General features: G+C 54.2%; 18 protein-coding genes and 1 tRNA gene. 7 read left to right on the top strand and 12 right to left on the bottom strand.

Annotation, left to right across the window (positions count from 1 at the left end):
* Positions 1–185: 185 nt before the first annotated feature.
* From psaM to IGQ15_RS09185, 9 genes are all read right to left on the bottom strand, one after another.
* The gene (gene psaM, locus IGQ15_RS09145; RefSeq protein WP_011056052.1) at positions 186–281 is read right to left on the bottom strand and encodes a photosystem I reaction center subunit XII; all 96 of its coding nucleotides are present in this window, start codon (positions 279–281) and stop codon (positions 186–188) included.
* 105 nt (positions 282–386) lie between these two features.
* Positions 387–977, bottom strand: a complete 591-nt coding sequence (locus IGQ15_RS09150; protein WP_297051052.1) for a PepSY domain-containing protein — start codon at positions 975–977, stop codon at positions 387–389.
* Positions 974–2131, bottom strand: coding sequence for a HAMP domain-containing sensor histidine kinase (locus IGQ15_RS09155; protein ID WP_297051054.1), 1158 nt, complete (start codon positions 2129–2131; stop codon positions 974–976). Before IGQ15_RS09155 ends, IGQ15_RS09150 begins: the two co-directional genes overlap by 4 nt.
* Positions 2132–2581 (bottom strand): hypothetical protein, encoded by a 450-nt coding sequence (locus tag IGQ15_RS09160; RefSeq protein WP_297051056.1) that lies wholly within the window; start codon positions 2579–2581, stop codon positions 2132–2134. It abuts the gene before it with no gap.
* Positions 2582–2698: 117 nt separating this feature from the next.
* Positions 2699–5056 (bottom strand): GH116 family glycosyl hydrolase, encoded by a 2358-nt coding sequence (locus tag IGQ15_RS09165; protein ID WP_297051059.1) that lies wholly within the window; start codon positions 5054–5056, stop codon positions 2699–2701.
* A gap of 38 nt (positions 5057–5094) precedes the next feature.
* Positions 5095–5487, bottom strand: a complete 393-nt coding sequence (locus IGQ15_RS09170) for a transcriptional repressor (protein ID WP_297051060.1) — start codon at positions 5485–5487, stop codon at positions 5095–5097.
* A gap of 50 nt (positions 5488–5537) precedes the next feature.
* Positions 5538–6140, bottom strand: coding sequence for a class I SAM-dependent methyltransferase (locus tag IGQ15_RS09175; protein ID WP_297051062.1), 603 nt, complete (start codon positions 6138–6140; stop codon positions 5538–5540).
* Between the two features lie 99 nt (positions 6141–6239).
* Positions 6240–7502, bottom strand: coding sequence for a folylpolyglutamate synthase/dihydrofolate synthase family protein (locus IGQ15_RS09180; protein ID WP_297051064.1), 1263 nt, complete (start codon positions 7500–7502; stop codon positions 6240–6242).
* Between the two features lie 17 nt (positions 7503–7519).
* Positions 7520–8152: a 2-isopropylmalate synthase gene (locus IGQ15_RS09185; RefSeq protein WP_297051067.1), complete on the bottom strand. Its 633-nt coding sequence runs from the start codon at positions 8150–8152 to the stop codon at positions 7520–7522.
* 245 nt (positions 8153–8397) lie between these two features.
* On the opposite strand from IGQ15_RS09185, the gene amt reads away from it, so the two are divergent.
* The 6 genes from amt to purU all read left to right on the top strand — a co-directional run bounded on the left by amt (position 8398) and on the right by purU (position 16862).
* The gene (gene amt / locus IGQ15_RS09190; RefSeq protein ID WP_297051068.1) at positions 8398–9921 is read left to right on the top strand and encodes an ammonium transporter; all 1524 of its coding nucleotides are present in this window, start codon (positions 8398–8400) and stop codon (positions 9919–9921) included.
* Positions 9908–10717, top strand: coding sequence for a carbohydrate ABC transporter permease (locus IGQ15_RS09195; RefSeq protein ID WP_297051070.1), 810 nt, complete (start codon positions 9908–9910; stop codon positions 10715–10717). Before amt ends, IGQ15_RS09195 begins: the two co-directional genes overlap by 14 nt.
* A gap of 187 nt (positions 10718–10904) precedes the next feature.
* Positions 10905–11216, top strand: coding sequence for a co-chaperone GroES (gene groES / locus IGQ15_RS09200; RefSeq protein ID WP_149820030.1), 312 nt, complete (start codon positions 10905–10907; stop codon positions 11214–11216).
* Between the two features lie 68 nt (positions 11217–11284).
* Positions 11285–12922 (top strand): chaperonin GroEL, encoded by a 1638-nt coding sequence (gene groL / locus IGQ15_RS09205; protein WP_297051072.1) that lies wholly within the window; start codon positions 11285–11287, stop codon positions 12920–12922.
* A gap of 174 nt (positions 12923–13096) precedes the next feature.
* Positions 13097–15958, top strand: a complete 2862-nt coding sequence (uvrA, locus tag IGQ15_RS09210) for an excinuclease ABC subunit UvrA (RefSeq protein WP_297051074.1) — start codon at positions 13097–13099, stop codon at positions 15956–15958.
* A 28-nt stretch (positions 15959–15986) separates the two neighbouring features.
* The gene (gene purU, locus IGQ15_RS09215) at positions 15987–16862 is read left to right on the top strand and encodes a formyltetrahydrofolate deformylase (RefSeq protein WP_363315834.1); all 876 of its coding nucleotides are present in this window, start codon (positions 15987–15989) and stop codon (positions 16860–16862) included.
* Between the two features lie 117 nt (positions 16863–16979).
* Here the strand turns inward: purU and IGQ15_RS09220 are convergent.
* A tRNA-Gly gene (locus IGQ15_RS09220) sits at positions 16980–17051 on the bottom strand.
* Positions 17052–17070: 19 nt separating this feature from the next.
* Positions 17071–17469 (bottom strand): preQ(1) synthase, encoded by a 399-nt coding sequence (gene queF / locus IGQ15_RS09225; RefSeq protein ID WP_297051078.1) that lies wholly within the window; start codon positions 17467–17469, stop codon positions 17071–17073.
* 137 nt (positions 17470–17606) lie between these two features.
* On the opposite strand from queF, the gene IGQ15_RS09230 reads away from it, so the two are divergent.
* A complete protein-coding gene (locus IGQ15_RS09230; protein ID WP_297051080.1) occupies positions 17607–17846 on the top strand; it encodes a hypothetical protein in 240 nt (79 codons plus the stop codon).
* A 4-nt stretch (positions 17847–17850) separates the two neighbouring features.
* Here the strand turns inward: IGQ15_RS09230 and IGQ15_RS09235 are convergent, their stop codons facing one another.
* Positions 17851–18300, bottom strand: coding sequence for a fasciclin domain-containing protein (locus IGQ15_RS09235; RefSeq protein WP_297051082.1), 450 nt, complete (start codon positions 18298–18300; stop codon positions 17851–17853).
* Positions 18301–18410: the final 110 nt, after the last annotated feature.

The following is an 18410-nucleotide window of genomic DNA, read 5'->3' on the forward strand; positions in this document are numbered from 1 at the left end:
AATCCTTGCTTGATCGCAACTCACGGTCTTGAGCATCCGCTATCCATGGGAAAGCGGCGCTAAAAGCAACGGTAGGATGAAGAAAAAAGCAGTCCCTTTGTGTCAGCAACAACATTAGGAACCGCCTGATAAATTTTAGTTTGGAGAAATGAAGTAATGCAGCCAGTGGATAGCAACTGTGACGACTACTTGTACAACTCAGTGGAAAGGCGAAATGCCAGCACTGCAGGCAGCAGAGCAATCACAAGAGCAACGTAAACTTGGGTATCGGTCAGCGCCATGAACAACTCCTTTGTGGAATAACAGTCGCGATCAAGTGCTGTATTTATTACTCCATAGGCGCTTACCTTTGGCAACGCTTGCTCATAGTTTGTAACATTGCGCAGCTAGGTCTCTGGGGTGACCCTAGGACGCCAGAGAGGCAACCGTCGCAGGAGAGTCAACATCGAGAGTCCCGTGGCTAGAAGTGTCAGCAAGCTCAGACCCACCAAAAGAACATAAAAGGGACGCCCCACCTCTCCCCAATAGGTTCCCTGATGCAGGCTCAGGAAAATCGCCGCCTGTTCTTTGGAGAGGCCAAACCAGTTCCGGCTAAGGCGATAGGCCATCCCCGTCGTGGCACTCACGAGCAAGGGCAATGCTGCAATGGCAGCCAAAAGATGATGCAGCCGCCGCGCGGACCACTGCGCAGGGAGCGATCGCCCCCACAGGAGACCCAAACCCGTGGCAATGATTCCCAGCAAGCCCAGACCAGTGACCAACACATAGAGCGGCACGCCCCATTCCCCCAGATAGCGGCCTTCATGAAGGGTCATCATCGCTCGCCCAAAGTCTTTAGATAGCCCAAACCAACTGCGCCCAAGACGATGGGCAATTCCCGTTGTGGCCGAGATCAATAGGGGTAGGCCAAAGATCACCACAAGGAATTGATGCCCCTGACTGCTGATCTTGGCGAGACGCTGTTTCAGAGCACTCATTGTTTCACCTTCATTGGCAAGGGAATCGTCAAGGTAAAGGCCGTACCGCGATCGCCCTCGTAGGGACTCGTGACCCGCAGACTCAGACCATAGGGACGGAGCAAATCCTGAGCAATCGCCAAGCCCAGACCACTGCCCTCAATCTCGCTGTCCGCTTGAATCCCCCGGTACCCCCGTTTAAAAAGACGCGGCTGCACCTCCTTGGGAATGCCACAGCCTGTATCCCAAACCGTTAATTCTAAGGCGGGGGACGTGAGCGTCAAGCGTAGACCAATGGTGCCCGCTTGCGGGGTGTACTTAAAGGCATTATCCAGCAGATTGCCCATGACTTCCTGAAGCACTCGTTCCTCTAGCCAGATGGGGGGCAGTTGGGGCGGTATCTCCACCACAAAGGTTTTGCCCTCCATTTCCGCACGGGCTTGGGCAGCGCTGATCAGGGGCGAGAGGGTTTCAGCTAGATCGAGGGGTTTACCTGCAAGGGGTAGGGGCTGGCTGCCCGTGAGGGCGGGAATATCGGTGCGCTGTTGGCGATAGTCCTCCAACAATGCCATCAACCGCTCTGTTTCCTTGGCAATACCTTCAGCGAGGGGGTGCCCCTGGTGATCAGGTTCCAACCGTTTGAGCAGGAGCTTGACAAAGGTGCGAATGGCAGCCACGGGATTGCGCAGTTGATGGAGCAGATCATCAAAGCGCCGTTGCTGTTGATCCAGTGGGTTGGCGGGGGAGTGGCTGAGCCATTGTTGCCGTTGATCCAAGACGCAGGCGATCGCCAGTGTTTGTGCCACCTGTTGCAATTGTGCCTGCTCTGCGGCCAGCCAAGGGCGGTGTTGCCGCTGTGCCACCAATACCCCCAAGACCCAATTTTGGTACATCAGGGGCAGGATCAGTTGATTGGCCAAAGACGAGACGACCTGTTGAGGGCGATGGCCTAAAGGGGTCTCTGCTGCTTGCGTTGGCGGTGGAAGTGTCGGCGGAAGCGGTAAGCTCAGGGGAGGTGCTGCCTCTGGATAGACAGCGACGGGAGACCATGAGGGGGAGTCGTTGAGGGTTTCACTAAGATAGACCGCCAGTGAAGAGGCGCCCAAGCTGTTAACAACGAGTTCTAATTGGGTACGACAGAGGGCAGCAAATTCCTCACTGGCTGGCCAGAGCATCTAGGCAATAACCCCGGAGTGACTCGACGATTGCGGGAGCAAGGCCTGAAAATCACCACTGCCCCTTGTATATTCTTCCAGCAATTGCTTTTCAAGGGGAAGCAGGTTGGGATCGGGGTCAGCCTCCTGTTCCCTCAGGGTTTCTTCAATGAGTCCCATTTGCTCCTCGGCTTCAGCAAGGGCAGTGAGGAGTTCCTCATTGGCGAGCGCACTACCGTTTTGACTCACGAGCAATTGGTAGCGATCGCGCAAATCATTGAGTTCCCGCTGCATCGCCTCTTTTTCAGCCGTGAGCTGCTCTGTCATTTGTTTGTAGTATTTGAACGCCATCAGAAAAGGAACGAGCTTTTCCCGCAGCGTCATGTGGTCAATATCAAGTTTGGTATAGCGTTCTGCCAGTTGGCTATAGGCTTGGCACAGACGTAGGTAACGTTGGCTGAGGTTATCCATAGGTTATCTGAAGAAGTGGCTGTTGACGCGCTACCCCCTATCATAGACGGGCAGCCCATTGGTCACCATTGTGACGGGTTCACAAATCGAAACATTGTAAACTAAACTACAAAAATTTTAATTGAGTTGTGATCTCCGACTCACCAGTGCCAGTGCCCAGATGGCCATGGGGCGTAGATACATACAGGCACGGAAGGTACCATTGGCGGTAATCGCCTCCGGCGTACGAAATTGTAGGCCATTCTCGTAGATTTGGCGTACCACCACCTCGGCTAAGCGCCATGCTTCGTGGGTCATTCCCCGCTGCCACAAAAAGGCGGCCAAGCCAAAGTTAATCCCTGTCCAGACTTCGAGGGGATGGGTAGCGTGGGGGTTTTCGGGTTGACCGTTGGGCAAGAGACCATTGGCGGCGCCAAACTGGCCATTGTGAAATTCCAGAAAACAGGTGTCGTAAATTTTCCGCAGGGCGCGATCGCAACAGTCCGAGGGGACAATATCCGCCAAACCCAAGAGTTGGGCATAGAACTGGCCACACAGTTGATCCGCCATGACCACATCGGAACCACTGCCCGTATCGAGACGATAGTACTCACCATTCCACAGCAGTTGATGGTAGCGGGGGCGAGCTTGCTTGAGCCACTGGCGGTAGGTCTCCACCTGCGGTTGTTGGAGAATCGTGCCGAGGGCGATCGCCGCCTCGAGGGCTGCCAACCACAGGCCACCACAGTAGGCGCTGACCCCCTGTAATTTCCAGTCATCGTAGGTTTGATCCGGGGCACCGCCATTTTCTGGCAGGCCATCGCCATCGTGGTCAAATTGTTTCAAATAGGCCAAGGCTGCCACCACAGCCGGCCAGCACTCACGGGCAAAGTCGAGATCTGTCCCCCCAGTAAATAAAAAGTCCCGATAGACCAAGAGCACAAAATCCGAGGCCAAGTCTTTCCAGAGATTGCAGTCTTGGTAGGCTGTGTAGTTGGTCTTTTCCCAAGGATGCTCATTGGGGGCACCGAGATCGTGGGGTACAGCATTGGCCAGTTTGCGGGGCGCTTTGTAGGCGGTTTCGGGATCGCCGCGATAGAAGTAGCCAATAATTCTCAGAGTTGCATCCGCTGTCGGAATCGCTCGCGCAAAGGCACGCATCACCGATTTTTCCAGTTCTGGCCACAGTTGCAGCAGGGCAAAGGAGCCATAGAGGCGCACATCGAGACTTTCATACCAACGGTAGTCAAGGCATTCGAGAACCGCAAACTGCCCCACCGGATCGCGATCGCTGGCCGCACTCCAGAGGCTCCCCCCGCTACTGAGAACGTATAGCTCATTACACAGTGCCATCTTGAACCAGTCGGGCCAATCGGGATGGCTGAGAATCGGGGCTTGCCAAGTGCGAATCTGCTCCTGCCATTGGGCATAGGCGGCGAGGCCTTGGGCGGCAAGGGTGACGGCATTGCTCCCCGAGCGATCGCAAAAATCCGTGTAGCGACGGTAATAGATCACCCCCTTGCCAAACTCGGTCACGGGAAAGTCCCACGCCAAAACCACAGGAATTTGTTTTGTTTCCCCAGGTGCCAAGGAAAAACGCAGGGCAAAAGCGGCGGCCACCTGTTCTCCCGCTGCCGCTGGAGTTGGATCATTGACAATAGGTAGGGAACCATCCCCAGAAAATGATTGCCACAGTTCTGCCCCATTCCCCTCTGGCTGCCAGCGGCTACAGCCAAAAAACTCACCAAGGCCCGTGGGAACCAATGCTGCCCATTCGCCATCGCCTTCTTGGGGTGGGTTCGGGTGGGGCGTACGGCGCAGTCGCCAACCTTGGTAGGACGCCGTTTGAATCAATTCATTAAAATTCCCGTCACTTTCACTCCAGCGGGGCGTGTAGGTATAGACGGGGCTGCCATCATCGCGGATTTCAATGGCGGAGGAAGGCGTGGTATTGCGAAACCAACCGACGGTATTTTGCCACGAGAACATCAAGCTGAGCGTGAGGGGCTGATCCGTGGGATTGCTGAACGTCCATAGAAACACCGCCACGGGGTAACTGGTTTCTTGGTAGTTGTGGGGCAGAATTGGTGAAAACTGTTCGCAGGTGATCTGGGCGCTAAAGACCCCCTCATAAACAAACCAACTGCGGGGATAGCGGGCAGCGTAGAGACCTTTGCCAGCCGGATACCATTGCCAAGTGCTGAGGCGGCCATCGTTGGGTTGAGTCCCTAGGGCGTAGGCCTGTGTCTGCTCTCCCTGCTCAAAAAGACTAAATTGACAGGCGGGCAGGGTACCAAAGAGGTGCTCACCGCCATCAAGGTGCCAAAGGTTAAAGTCGCCGGCGGTGGAACGGCCAATACAGCCCGCGCCAAAGCCACCAAGGGGCATCCCATGCCAAGGGCCATCGTCTAAATTGCTGGCATAGCGAACGCGATAGGGATTTTCCCAGCCTTGGGCGATTGCCCGAGTCCAAGCACAGTTGGCAAATTCAATCACACCACTTTCCGAAGACCCGCCTGATCCAGAATACCGCTTCAGCGCTGCGCCATCACTTGGCACTTGGCACAGAGACCAAAAAACTCAAGGGTATGGTAGAAAATCTCAAAATGGTGGGACTGCCGTAGCTCAGTTTCTAGATGCTCTACTGGACAGTGATCAATGGTTACTGACGTGCCACACTGCAAACAGGTGAGATAGTGCTGATCCTGCTGCACCAAGCTATAGACCAGTTCGCCGCTCGGCAAGGGGCGGGCTTGCACTTCACCATTGATGCGTAGATGATCGAGGGTGCGATAAACCGTTGCCAGACCCAGGGGCGTATGTCGTTGCCGCAGTTCTAAAAAAAGCTCTTGCGCCGAGAGCGATCGGCCACTGGCTTTAAGGGCATCGAGAATAACGACTTGGCTACGGGTGCGTCGCGGTGGCATAGTAGTAGGACAACATTACCTTGATTTTACCCTTCCCCTTGCGGCTGCAATTAGGTGAGGGAGGGGAACTTGCGGCCAATCAGTTGGATCACCCAGCCTCGCCCACGATGGCCTTGGCCCTCATGAATGTCCCGCTGGATTTCAGCGGCATGGAGCCACTCTAGACCCGTCAGTTCTCTTTTCATTTCCTCTAAATCATGCAGCAGTTCTAGGGTGGGGGGTCCCCCTGTGCCCATCCCCAGTTGTTTCTTGCTGTAGGTCTCACTGAGATAGAGGCCTTGGGGCTTGAGGGCTTTGACAATGCGCTGGTTGACTAATGTGCGCAGTTCTGGCGGCAGATGGCAAAAAATAGCAATAATCCCATCCCAGACATTTTCACCCAGGTCAAAATCCCGCAGATCACAGTGATGGGTGGTAATGGAGACTCTCCGTTCTTGAGCAAGGCGCTGGGCTTTTACCAGTCCCACTTGGGAGGCATCCACAGCCGTGACGGCATATCCCTGTTGAGCAAGATAGACGGCATTACGCCCTTCCCCTTCGGCGAGGGAGAGAATTTGTCCTTGGGGCACAAAGTCATGGGCATGGGCTTTGAGGAAGTCGTTTGGCTCCGTGCCGTAGAAATAAGTGTCTCCTTGAAAGCGAGTGTCCCACATAAATATCGGCTCTTTTTGACATTGCGACCAGATCCCAGACGAGACGTCAGTGCTGTCTTCAAATGGAACTGACTTGTCTCACTGAGCACCACCAGTTTTCTACAGTCTAGTTGCTTGAGAATCGTTGCTTGCGATCGCCCCCAAAACGCGAGCAATTAAGTAAAGGGAGCCACAAACCACACAGCGATCGCCCGCCCTATCGAGTGCCTCAGTCACCTCCTTAAAAAGGCGGCATTCCCTTAACTCAGGGCAACAGGTGTAGGCAAGTGCCTTCAAGTCCTCTAAGTCAGCGCTAGCGTGATCCGGTACGGGCACCAACCACAGGCGATCGCCCCTTCGCAGGAGATGTTTGAGAATCCCCTCACGATCCTTATTGGCTAGCATCCCCACCACCCAAGTCACCTCTACCCAGCCCAGTTGATCCACGTATTGCCGTAGGTAGGCAGCCGCAGGAGCATTGTGGGCACCATCAATGAGCAGTTTTCGACCTTGCCACTGTAACCATTGCAGTCGTCCCGGCCAGCGGGTTTGTGCCATTCCCTGTTGAATCGCTTCTCGGGAAATCTGCCAGCCTTGAGATTGTAACTGTTGCAGGGTGGCGATCGCGATCGCTGAATTGGTTAACTGCATCTCTCCCGCCAAAGGCAAGGGGTACTCGATGCCGCCCCAAGTCGCCCACCCAGCACGGTCAGTACACCACTGTGCCGGTTCTGGCCAGATTGCTGGGCACGCCAAGGCTTCTAAACGCTGGGCAATCACCCCCTGTGCCTCGGGGGGAACAGGACCAATAACGGCGGGGACACCCTGCTTGAGAATTCCAGCCTTTTCGCCCGCGATCGCCCCCAAGCTATTACCCAACCGTTGCCAATGATCCCAACCAATAGAGGTAATCACACCTACCAAAGGAGGCCGACACACATTCGTGGCATCCAAGCGTCCGCCCAAGCCCACCTCGATCACCGCTACCTCCACCTGCTGCTGGGCAAAATACAGCCATGCGGCTGCTGTGATCACTTCAAACTGACTGGGAGGATAAGCCACCTGTGGCAGTACCGCTTCAATTTGTTGAATTAAGGTCAAAAAGACTTCAGGGGCAATGGGTTCACCATCGACACAAATGCGCTCACACCAACTCAACAGATGCGGCGAAGTATAACGCCCCGTGCGATAGCCCGCCGCCCGCAAAACACTGTCCAAATAGGCACACACTGAGCCTTTGCCATTTGTCCCCGCAACGTGGATCAGAGGCACCTGTAACTGGGGAGACCCCAAAATACTCAGCAGCGCTTCGATGGGTTCAAGGCCAAGGCGCACCCCAAAGCGGGCGTAGGGACTTAGCGCCGCCGTCAGCGGATCACTCACAGCCTGATTGAAGCGGATTAGCGGGGTTCGCGGCGACTATTACGCCATGTGGCCACAATGCGGGAGCCATCCGGTAGCGTAAAGACCCCCTCTCCTTCAAATAAGCCATTGCGAAACTGTCCGGCATAGCTTGTGCCATCTCCAAAGGAGAGCGTTCCAGTTCCATGATACTTGCCCGCTAGAAACTGCCCCTCATAGCGGGTACCGTCGGGGAAGGTGAGCACCCCCTCCCCATGGTATTGACCATTGAGAAACGTGCCCTCGTAGCGTTGACCATTGGCCAGTTGGAGAGTGCCCTTGCCATTGAAGATGCCATCCACAAAACCACCTTCGTAGCGTCCCCCATCAGCATAGGTGAGCACCCCCTGACCGTGGTAGCGGCCATTGCGAAATTCCCCTTCGTAGCGGTTGCCATTGGCCATTGTGAGGATACCTTGGCCATTAAAGCGACCATTGAGCAATTCCCCTTTGTAGGTGCTGCCGTCGGGAAGTGTCATCGTAACATCCCCGCTGACACGCCGCCCTTCATAAACGGCAATTTGAGCAGTTACAGGAGTCAAGTGCAGGCTTGCACATCCTAAACCCACAAGGCAAGAACTCATCACCCAGCGGCGGACACAGACAGGATTTGGGTCGTGCAGATGAGTCATCACTGGACACTCCACAAGGGTGGACAATTGCAACTTCTCTAACTGGTACAGCTTGCCCCCTATGCAAAATTGAGTAGGGAGACCCAAGTTTTTGTATTGTGGAATACATATCGCCAAGGGTAGATTCAGGGATGATTAATTCATTTGTGCCAAACTTTGCAACTAACCCCTAAGATTTTCCTAGGGATTTTGGCCGGGGGTTACAAGTTCCAACTGTTTTCTTTGTAGATTGGACATCTGCACCTATGAAGTTGCGTTCTGTCTTGCGCCGGGGGCTACGTCTTCAACACCCCCTAACTCGGATTCTCTATCTGCCGACTCGCCGTACACTATTGACTTTCGCGGTAATGATTGGCTTGCTGAGTGCAACAGCCGCATTAGGTCAAGACACTGCCGCCTCTGCAGCGGTTCCGGAAAAGGTGCAGGTGGCGCTCGACACACTCTGGGTGATTTTTGCGGGTGTGTTGGTGTTTTTCATGAATGCTGGCTTTGGGATGTTGGAGACGGGTTTTTGCCGTGCTAAGAATGCGGTCAACCTGCTCTCAAAGAACCTGATTGTCTTTGCTCTTTCGAGTATTTCCTATTGGGCAATTGGTTTTGCCCTGATGTTTGGAGATGGCAATGGGGTCTTTGGCACCAGTGGGTTCTTTTTGCTGGGTGCCGATAATAGTCCAGCCACTGACGAAGCTTATCAGGGGGTATATGATTCTTTGAGTTGGGCGACGGTGCCCCTCTCTGCCAAGTTTTTCTTTCAACTGGTGTTTGCAGGAACAGCAGCCACGATAGTTTCCGGGGCAGTGGCGGAGCGGATTAAGTTCTATGCCTTCTTTATCTTCAGCTTGCTGCTGGTGGGGATTTCCTATCCGATTACGGGTCACTGGATCTGGGGTGGTGGTTGGCTGCAAAAGCTAGGCATGTGGGATTTTGCCGGTTCTACGGTGGTGCACTCTGTAGGCGGATGGTCAGCATTGATGGGGGCAGCTCTCCTAGGGCCGCGTTTGGGTCGCTTTCTGCCCGATGGGTCGGTGGCGGCCATCCCGGGACACAATTTTGCGATCGCCACCCTAGGTTGTCTAATCCTCTGGCTGGGTTGGTTTGGCTTTAATCCGGGGTCAACGATGGCCGCAGATCCGGGGGCGATCGCCCACATTGTCGTGACCACGAATATGGCAGCAGCCTTTGGAGGCGTCACCGCAACGGTGGTTTCCACACTCTACTTTGGTAAGCCCGACCTTTCGATGATCATCAATGGCATTTTGGCAGGATTAGTGGCCATCACAGCCCCCTGTGCCTTTGTCACCATTGAGAGTGCGGCCTTCATCGGCATGATTGCCGGGATCATAATTGTCTTTTCGGTGGTGACGATTGACCGCCTGAAAATTGATGATCCAGTGGGAGCGATCTCCGTACACTTGGTCAATGGCGTCTGGGGTACCTTGGCTGTGGGTCTCTTTGCCGATGGACCGGGGCGCTTTTACGAAGCTGGAGCGGGGCCTCTCAAGGGATTGCTCTGGAGTGGTGACTTTACCCAGTTGGCGCACCAATTGGTGGGGGTGCTGGCGGTGGGCGGGTTTACCGTTGCCTTTAGTACCGCAGTGTGGCTACTCCTGAATGCCACCATTGGCATCCGCGTTTCGCCGGAGGAGGAAATCGAGGGATTGGATATTGGCGAGCATGGTATGGAGGCCTATGCGGGCTTCCTTTTCCGCGAAGAAGTCAAAGGATTCGTGGATTTGCTAAAACGGATGTCCGGCAGTGGTCGCTCCTAGGGTAGCCTTAACGCTCCTATTGACACTGGGGGCGTTCCTGGTTCTCAGCCCCTTACTGGTGGTGCTCTGTACATCGGGCTGGCCACCGGGAACCTTACCTAACCAATTGTTGCCGCCCCAAGGCTGGACATGGCAGAGCTATCAAGCGGCATGGCAGCAGGGACACTTTATCTTGGCCTTTGCCAACTCAACGTTTGTGGCCTTGGCGGTAACGGCGCTCCAGTTGGTGACCTCAGCCCTAGCGGGTTACGCCCTTGCCCGACTTTCGTTTCCGGGGCAACAGACGATTTTGCTGCTGACGCTGGCAACTCTGGTGATCCCATTTCAGCTTTTGGTAATCCCAATTTTTCTCATCCTCAAGGCGGCTCATCTGATCAATACCTATGGCGCCTTGATCTTGCCAACGGCGGCCAACGGCTTTGGGGTCTTTTTGATGCGGCAGTTTTTTCTCACATTGCCGGTTGCCCTTGAGGAGGCAGCCCTTTTGGATGGGGCCAATCGCTGGCAAGTGCTCTGGCATATTCTCTTGCCCCTGAGCCGACCGGCCTTGGTAACGCTCTTTATTTTTACCTTTATTGGGGAGTGGAATGATCTCTTTAAGCCCTTGGTCTTTACCACTAAGCCAGAGCTGATCACAGTGCAGCTTTCCTTGGCCAATTTTCAGGAGCAGTTCACCAATGATTGGCCGTTGATGATGGCGGCGGCAGTGATTGCCACTCTGCCGGTGATGATTATGTTTATTTTGGGTCAGCGGCAACTGATTCGCGGTATTGCGACTACGGGGCTAAAGAGCTAACGTTCCGTTCGGAAAACCGTACTGCAACAGGAGTTGCGATCGCTAACCGTCTCTCGCTACATTAGCACTCGAAGGGTGAGAGTGCTAAACAATTGCAAGTGATGCTCTTGCCCCCCAGAAACTGCACGATGAGCCGTGCAGTGAGTGCTATCAATCCATACTCTTACAAGTGGGAGAACAGTACGCTATGGCAGCCGTATCTCTAAGCGTTTCAACTGTGAAGCCTTTGGGCGATCGCATTTTTGTCAAAGTCAGCGAAAGTGAAGAACGTACCGCAGGGGGCATCCTCCTGCCCGACAACGCCCGTGAAAAACCCCAAGTGGGCGAAGTGACCGCCGTCGGTCCTGGCAAGCTCACTGAAGACGGCAAGCGTCAGCCCATGGATGTGAAAGTGGGGGACAAAGTGCTGTACTCCAAATATGCCGGTACTGAAGTGAAACTGGCGGGCGAAGACTACGTTCTCCTCTCGGAAAAAGACATCTTGGCCATTGTTGGCTAAGCCGCTGACACTCCTTCATTTCTGTGCGATTTTTCATCACTGTTGAACGATTGAGGTAGGAAACACATATGGCGAAACGCATTATCTACAACGAAAATGCTCGTCGTGCCCTCGAAAAAGGGATGGACATCTTGGCTGAATCCGTGGCCGTGACCCTTGGTCCGAAAGGGCGGAACGTGGTTCTGGAGAAAAAATTTGGGGCGCCCCAAATTGTCAATGACGGTGTCACCATTGCTAAAGAAATCGAACTCGAAGATCACATTGAAAATACCGGTGTCGCCCTCATCCGCCAAGCCGCCTCGAAAACTAATGATGCTGCCGGTGACGGTACCACTACGGCAACGGTTCTTGCCCATGCCATGGTGAAAGAGGGGCTGCGCAACGTTGCTGCCGGTGCTAACCCCATTGCCCTAAAACGCGGGATTGATAAAGCCACCCACTTCCTTGTCGAAAAAATTGCTGAACACGCCCGCCCGGTGGAAGACTCCAAAGCCATTGCCCAAGTGGCGGCGATCTCTGCCGGTAATGATGAAGAAGTGGGTCAGATGATTGCCGACGCCATGGACAAAGTGGGCAAAGAAGGTGTGATCTCCCTCGAAGAAGGCAAATCCATGACCACCGAACTCGAGGTGACTGAGGGGATGCGCTTTGACAAGGGCTACATCTCCCCCTACTTTGCCACCGACACCGAGCGCATGGAAGCGGTGCTCGATGAACCCTTCGTGCTGATCACCGACAAGAAAATTACCTTGGTGCAAGATCTGGTGCCGATCCTCGAACAAGTGGCTCGCGCCGGTAAACCGCTGGTGATCATTGCTGAAGACATCGAGAAAGAAGCCTTGGCGACCCTCGTGGTCAACCGTCTGCGAGGTGTCTTGAATGTGGCTGCGGTGAAAGCTCCTGGCTTTGGCGATCGCCGTAAAGCAATGCTTGAAGATATTGCCGTCCTCACAGCGGGTCAAGTGATTACCGAAGATGCCGGTCTGAAGCTGGAAAATGCCAAGCTGGATATGCTTGGTAAAGCTCGCCGCATCACCATCACCAAAGATCACACCACGATTGTGGCCGAAGGTAATGAAAAAGCGGTCAAAGCTCGCTGCGAGCAAATCCGTCGCCAAATCGAAGAAACCGACTCCAGCTACGACAAAGAAAAACTGCAAGAGCGGTTGGCCAAACTGGCCGGTGGTGTGGCGGTGATTAAAGTTGGTGCTGCCACTGAAACTGAAATGAAAGATCGCAAACTCCGTCTGGAAGATGCGATTAACGCCACCAAAGCCGCCGTTGAAGAGGGGATTGTCCCCGGTGGCGGTACCACCTTGGCTCACTTGGCGCCTCAGTTGAGCAACTGGGCGGCTGAGCACCTCACGGGTGAAGAACTGATTGGTGCCAACATTGTTGAGCGTGCCCTTACCGCTCCCCTGCGTCGCATTGCTGAAAACGCGGGTCAAAACGGCCCCATTATTGTCGAACGGGTCAAGGAAAAACCCTTCGATGTGGGTTATGATGCCGCTAAAGATGAATATGTCAACATGTTCGATGCTGGTATCGTTGACCCTGCCAAAGTCACCCGCTCGGCTCTGCAAAATGCGGCCTCCATTGCCGGTATGGTGCTGACCACCGAGTGCATCATCGTTGACAAACCCGAACCCAAGGAGAACAATCCTGCGGGCGCCGGTGCCGGCATGGGCGGTGACTTCGACTACTAAGCCCAACTCATCGGTGAATCCTTCAGACTCACTGGGGTCACCGCAAGTCACCTAAATCACACTCACAGCGGGGAAACCACACCCCGCTTTTTTATTGGGTGGCGCCAAACGGGGCTGGCAGCGTTGCTATAATAACCCTCAATGTAACGTTTTTTAACATTCGCAGTTTGCAGCATGGGCGATCCAGTGCCTACGGGTGAAATTCGGGTTCGGGGTGCACGGCAGCATAATCTGAAAAACATTGACCTCGATCTCCCCCGCGATCGCCTGATTGTGATGACCGGAGTTTCTGGTTCCGGTAAGTCCTCTTTGGCCTTTGACACGATTTTTGCCGAAGGACAACGCCGCTATGTGGAGTCCCTCAGTGCCTACGCGCGGCAATTCCTCGGTCAGTTGGATAAGCCTGATGTGGATGCCATTGAGGGGCTGAGTCCAGCGATTTCCATTGATCAAAAGTCCACTTCCCACAATCCTCGCTCGACGGTGGGCACGGTCACGGAAATCTATGACTACCTGCGGCTGCTCTATGGCCGTGCGGGTGAAGCCCATTGCCCCCATTGCGATCGCTCGATTCGCCCCCAAGCCATTGATGAGATGGTGGATCAGGTGATGCAGTTGCCGCCGCAGACCCGCTTTCAAGTCTTGGCTCCCATTGTTAAAGGGAAAAAGGGCACCCACAAGAAGCTGCTATCGAGTCTAGCCAGTGAAGGTTTTGTGCGAGTTCGCATTGATGGCGAGGTGCGCGACCTCAGTGATGCCATTGAACTGGATAAAAACCATGCCCACACGATTGAAATTGTTGTCGATCGCCTTGTGCTGAAGCCGGGGATTGAGGAACGCTTAGGAGATGCCTTGCGAACGGCGTTGCACCATGCCAATGGTACGGCAATGGTCAGTGTGGTGTCCCGTGAGGGCGAGGCGGAGGGTCAAACGCTCCTGTTTTCTGAAAATTTTGCCTGCCCTGAGCATGGGGCAGTGATGGATGAGCTATCCCCGCGGCTCTTTTCCTTTAACTCCCCCTATGGTGCCTGTCCAGAGTGCCATGGCTTGGGCTATTTACGCAAATTTAGTCCGGAGTTGATTGTCCCCAATCCTGCACTACCCGTCTATCTGGCGATCGCCCCCTGGGCGGAGAAAGAACACGACTACTACCTTGCTCTCCTCTGTGGCATTGCCGAGGCCTTTGGCTTTGACATCAATACACCGTGGTACAACCTGACGGAGTTGCAGCGGGAGATTATCCTCTACGGCACCGATACCCCAATTCTCATCCCCGCTGATTACCGCTATCGCAAACGGGACTACTACCGCCAATTTCAAGGGGTGATCCCAATTTTGGAGCGGCAGTACCGCGAAGCCACCTCCGATGCCTACCGCCAAAAGCTGGAAGAGTACCAAGTCAACCAAACCTGCCCCGCCTGTGGCGGTCAACGCCTAAAACCCGCTGCCCTAGCGGTGCGCTTGGGGCAATATCGCCTCACGGATCTCACCAGTGTCTCGATTCGCGAGTGTTTGGCACGGCTGCAATCGCTGCAACTTAGCTCCCGCCAACAGCAGATTGCGGAACTGGCGCTGCGGGAAGTGACGGCGCGGTTGCAGTTTCTGGTGGATGTGGGGTTGGATTACCTGACGCTGGATCGCAGTGCGGCCACCCTCTCTGGCGGTGAAGCCCAACGCATTCGCTTGGCCACCCAAATTGGCTCTGGCCTGACGGGGGTGCTCTATGTCCTTGATGAACCCAGTATTGGCCTGCACCAGCGGGATAACGATCGCCTGCTGCAAACGCTGTTTCGCCTGCGGGACTTGGGGAATACACTGATTGTTGTCGAACACGATGAGGACACGATCCGCGCTGCCGATCACATTGTCGATATTGGCCCAGGGGCGGGGATTCACGGCGGCCAGATTGTGGCTCAAGGCACCCTAGAGGCGATTCTCAACCATCCCGACTCCCTGACGGGGGCTTATCTGTCGGGGCGCAAGCGCATTGAAACCCCCAGCGATCGCCGACCGGGGAATGGCCAATCCCTCGTTCTCAAAAAGGTCTCCCGCAACAACCTCAAGGACATCACAGTCGAAATTCCCTTGGGCAAGCTAGTGTGTCTGACGGGGGTATCGGGGTCGGGGAAATCCACCCTCATGCACGAAGTGCTCTATCCTGCCCTGCAGCACCATCTCGGTCACAGTGTGCCGCTTCCCAAGGAACTGGGGCACATCGAAGGCTTGCATGCCATTGATAAAGTGATTGTCATTGACCAGTCCCCCATTGGTCGGACGCCCCGCTCGAACCCTGCTACCTACATTGGCGTCTTTGATGTCATCCGTGAGGTCTTTAGCCAAACCGTTGAGGCCAAGGCACGGGGCTACAAGCCGGGGCAGTTTTCCTTCAATATCAAGGGTGGCCGCTGTGAAGCCTGCGGTGGTCAAGGGGTCAATGTCATTGAGATGAACTTTCTACCCGATGTCTATGTCCAGTGCGAGGTGTGCAAAGGGACACGCTACAACCGCGATACGCTGCAAGTGAAGTACAAGGGCTGCTCGATCGCCGATGTTTTGGATATGACCGCCGAGACAGCGCTGGCCTTTTTTGAAAATATCCCCAAGGCGGTGAGCAAACTGCAAACCCTCGTGGATGTGGGCTTGGGCTATCTGAAACTGGGACAAACCGCCCCCACCCTCTCTGGGGGAGAAGCCCAACGCCTCAAATTAGCGGCTGAACTGTCGCGCCGCGCTACGGGCAAAACCCTCTACCTCATTGATGAGCCGACCACGGGGCTATCCTTTTACGATGTGCATAAACTCCTCGAAGTGTTGCAGCGGCTGGTGGACAAGGGCAACTCCATTCTGGTGATTGAGCACAATTTAGATGTGATTCGCTGTGCCGATTGGATTATTGATCTAGGGCCAGAGGGGGGCGATCGCGGGGGAGAGGTGGTTGCTGTCGGTACCCCTGAAGCGGTGGCACTGATGCCCCAATCCTACACAGGGCAGTATCTGGCCAAGGTCTTAAATCGCGCTGCTGCCAATTCGCAGTAGTAGAATACAGGTTGCTCTGCCTTGCGGTGTGCCTATGCCGACAATGACCCTCTCCATTTCCTGTCCCGATCAGCGGGGGCTAGTGGCCAAGTTGGCACAGTTTGTCTATCGCTACAACGGGAACATTGTCCATGCGGACCACCACACCGATGCCGTTGCAGGCATTTTTCTCTCCCGCCTCGAGTGGGAACTAGAGGGCTTTGCAATCCCCCGCGATCAAATTGCCACGACTTTCATCAACTATGCGCAGCGGGAAAAGGTCTTTGCCAGTTGGCAGGGGGTGCGCTGGCAATTGCGGGCATCGGATATTCCCTATCGCTTGGCCATTTGGGTGAGCCGCCAAGATCATTGCCTGTGGGATCTGCTGCTGCGGCAGCGGGCGGGGGATCTCTTTGCGGAAATTCCCTTGATTATCAGTAACCATGAACATTTGCGTCCCATTGCCGAGCAGTTTGGCATTGACTTTCATTATATCCCTGTGACCCCAGAGACCAAGCCCCTCGCAGAAGCCAAGGAACTGCAACTCCTCAAAGACTACAAGATTGATCTGGTGGTGCTAGCCAAGTATATGCAGGTGCTCAGTCCTGAATTTATTGAGGCCTTTCCCCAAGTGATTAACATTCACCATTCATTTTTGCCTGCCTTTGCGGGGGCGAATCCCTACCACCGTGCCTATGAGCGGGGGGTGAAAATCATTGGTGCCACGGCCCACTATGCCACAGCAGATTTAGATGAAGGACCCATTATTGAGCAGGCAGTTGTGCACATTAGCCATCGCGATACGGTGGCGGATCTGATTCGCAAGGGCAAGGATTTAGAACGGGTGGTGTTGGCGCGGGCGGTGCGGCTGCATTTGCAAAATCGGATTCTGGTGTATGGCAATCGCACGGCAGTCTTTGCCTAGGAACTGATTAGGCAGTGGTTTCCTTTTTGTTCAGGAGTTTGAATTTTGGAAGCCGTTGGACAATCTAGACCGTTTGACGCTCCCTCAGAGGACCGTATTTTTGGTTTTTTTAGAGGAAGCGGACGATGGGACTCGAACCCACGACGTTCAGCTTGGGAAGCTGACATTCTACCACTGAATTACGTCCGCAGTCTTGCAATCTATAATTTTAGCACGAACTGTTCGGCTGGCGATGGTGTTCGACCGTAATAACGGTATGCACATTGCCGCGGGGGGCAAAGTCCCCTTTGATTTTCATGTAGAGGGGATCGCAGGCGGCTACGAGATCATCGAGGACTTGATTGACAGCTTCTTCGTGGGAAATGTAGCGATCGCGATAACTGTTGATGTAAAGCTTAATCGCTTTCAGTTCCACCACCTTTTCATGGGGAATATAGCTAACGTAAAGCGTGGCAAAGTCAGGATAGCCGGAAAATGGACACTTACAGGTAAACTCCGGCAGGGTAATTTCAATGGTGTATTGCCGACCGGGACGCGGATTGGGAAATGTAATCAGTTGACCTTCTTGAATGGCGCGTTCGCCGTACTTCATTTCTGATACTTGCATTGTTTGGTTCCAACAGCTTGAGTCGGAGATTCTTTTCAGACCATAACTAAAGTTTATCAAAATTTAAGTTCTTAGCCCCTCAACCCCAACGTTGCAGGGTGAGAATAGGGTAGAGAGGTTGTTGAGGCGAGAGTGCCATGGAACGTTATCAACCCAATGGAACCCCTCTCTCAGAGGCCGATAAAGCAGAACTAGCCCAACTAAAACAAATCCTAGAGCGAGTGATCGCGGACGGCGTATTGACTGCCGACGAAACGGTGCAAATCAACCGACAAATTCGCGCCGATGGCAAAGTTACCTATGAAGAGCTAGAGCTTTACCGCCAGTTTGTGGAGGAGAAAATCCGCCAAGGGCTTTTGGTGCGGGAAATTCGCTAACGCCCTAGACCTTGTAGGGGATGTTGGTGTCCTGAAAGGAGTGGGCTGGATTCAGACCCATCAAGATCACGGTGTCAATGACATGAATAATACCGTTCTCCGCTTCAATATCAGCGGCAAGGACAGTGGCGTTTTTGACTTCCAAGGGATTATCCCCATGAATCGGAATGGTGGAACCTTCGAGGGAAGTGACAATCCCCATCTTTTTCAGGTCGGCGGCTGTGTAGGCACCGGCAACCACATGGTACTTGAGAATCCGTGCTAACTGGGGAGGATTTTGCACAAGGGAGGTAATGGTGCCATCGGGCAACTTGGCAAAGGCATCATCATTGGGGGCAAAGACCGTAAAAGGCCCCGGCGATTGCAGGGCTTCTACCAGATTGGCCACCTTGACAGCAGTCACTAGGGTGGCAAAGCCGGGAGTATTCACTGCAATATCAACAATGGTTGCCATAAAAGCGCGCCCCAAAACTGCGATGAGAATGCACAACGATGGTTTGCAATCGCCCCATTCATCAAGAGGATGGGGACTATAACAAACGCTAGAATTAGCATACTGAACCC

Source organism: Thermosynechococcus sp. M98_K2018_005 (assembly GCF_015295825.1).
Lineage (GTDB): Bacteria > Cyanobacteriota > Cyanobacteriia > Thermosynechococcales > Thermosynechococcaceae > Thermosynechococcus.

Bases quoted from the DNA above. Each gene is read 5' to 3' on its own strand.
- IGQ15_RS09150 (WP_297051052.1), bottom strand. From the start codon at position 977: ATGAGTGCTCTGAAACAGCGTCTCGCCAAGATCAGCAGTCAGGGGCAT.
- groES (WP_149820030.1), top strand. From the start codon at position 10,905: ATGGCAGCCGTATCTCTAAGCGTTTCAACTGTGAAGCCTTTGGGCGAT.
- IGQ15_RS09170 (WP_297051060.1), bottom strand. From the start codon at position 5,487: ATGCCACCGCGACGCACCCGTAGCCAAGTCGTTATTCTCGATGCCCTT.
- IGQ15_RS09155 (WP_297051054.1), bottom strand. From the start codon at position 2,131: ATGCTCTGGCCAGCCAGTGAGGAATTTGCTGCCCTCTGTCGTACCCAA.
- psaM (WP_011056052.1), bottom strand. From the start codon at position 281: ATGGCGCTGACCGATACCCAAGTTTACGTTGCTCTTGTGATTGCTCTG.
- IGQ15_RS09230 (WP_297051080.1), top strand. From the start codon at position 17,607: ATGGAACGTTATCAACCCAATGGAACCCCTCTCTCAGAGGCCGATAAA.
- amt (WP_297051068.1), top strand. From the start codon at position 8,398: ATGAAGTTGCGTTCTGTCTTGCGCCGGGGGCTACGTCTTCAACACCCC.
- uvrA (WP_297051074.1), top strand. From the start codon at position 13,097: ATGGGCGATCCAGTGCCTACGGGTGAAATTCGGGTTCGGGGTGCACGG.
- IGQ15_RS09185 (WP_297051067.1), bottom strand. From the start codon at position 8,152: ATGACTCATCTGCACGACCCAAATCCTGTCTGTGTCCGCCGCTGGGTG.
- IGQ15_RS09160 (WP_297051056.1), bottom strand. From the start codon at position 2,581: ATGGATAACCTCAGCCAACGTTACCTACGTCTGTGCCAAGCCTATAGC.
- queF (WP_297051078.1), bottom strand. From the start codon at position 17,469: ATGCAAGTATCAGAAATGAAGTACGGCGAACGCGCCATTCAAGAAGGT.
- IGQ15_RS09175 (WP_297051062.1), bottom strand. From the start codon at position 6,140: ATGTGGGACACTCGCTTTCAAGGAGACACTTATTTCTACGGCACGGAG.
- IGQ15_RS09235 (WP_297051082.1), bottom strand. From the start codon at position 18,300: ATGGCAACCATTGTTGATATTGCAGTGAATACTCCCGGCTTTGCCACC.
- groL (WP_297051072.1), top strand. From the start codon at position 11,285: ATGGCGAAACGCATTATCTACAACGAAAATGCTCGTCGTGCCCTCGAA.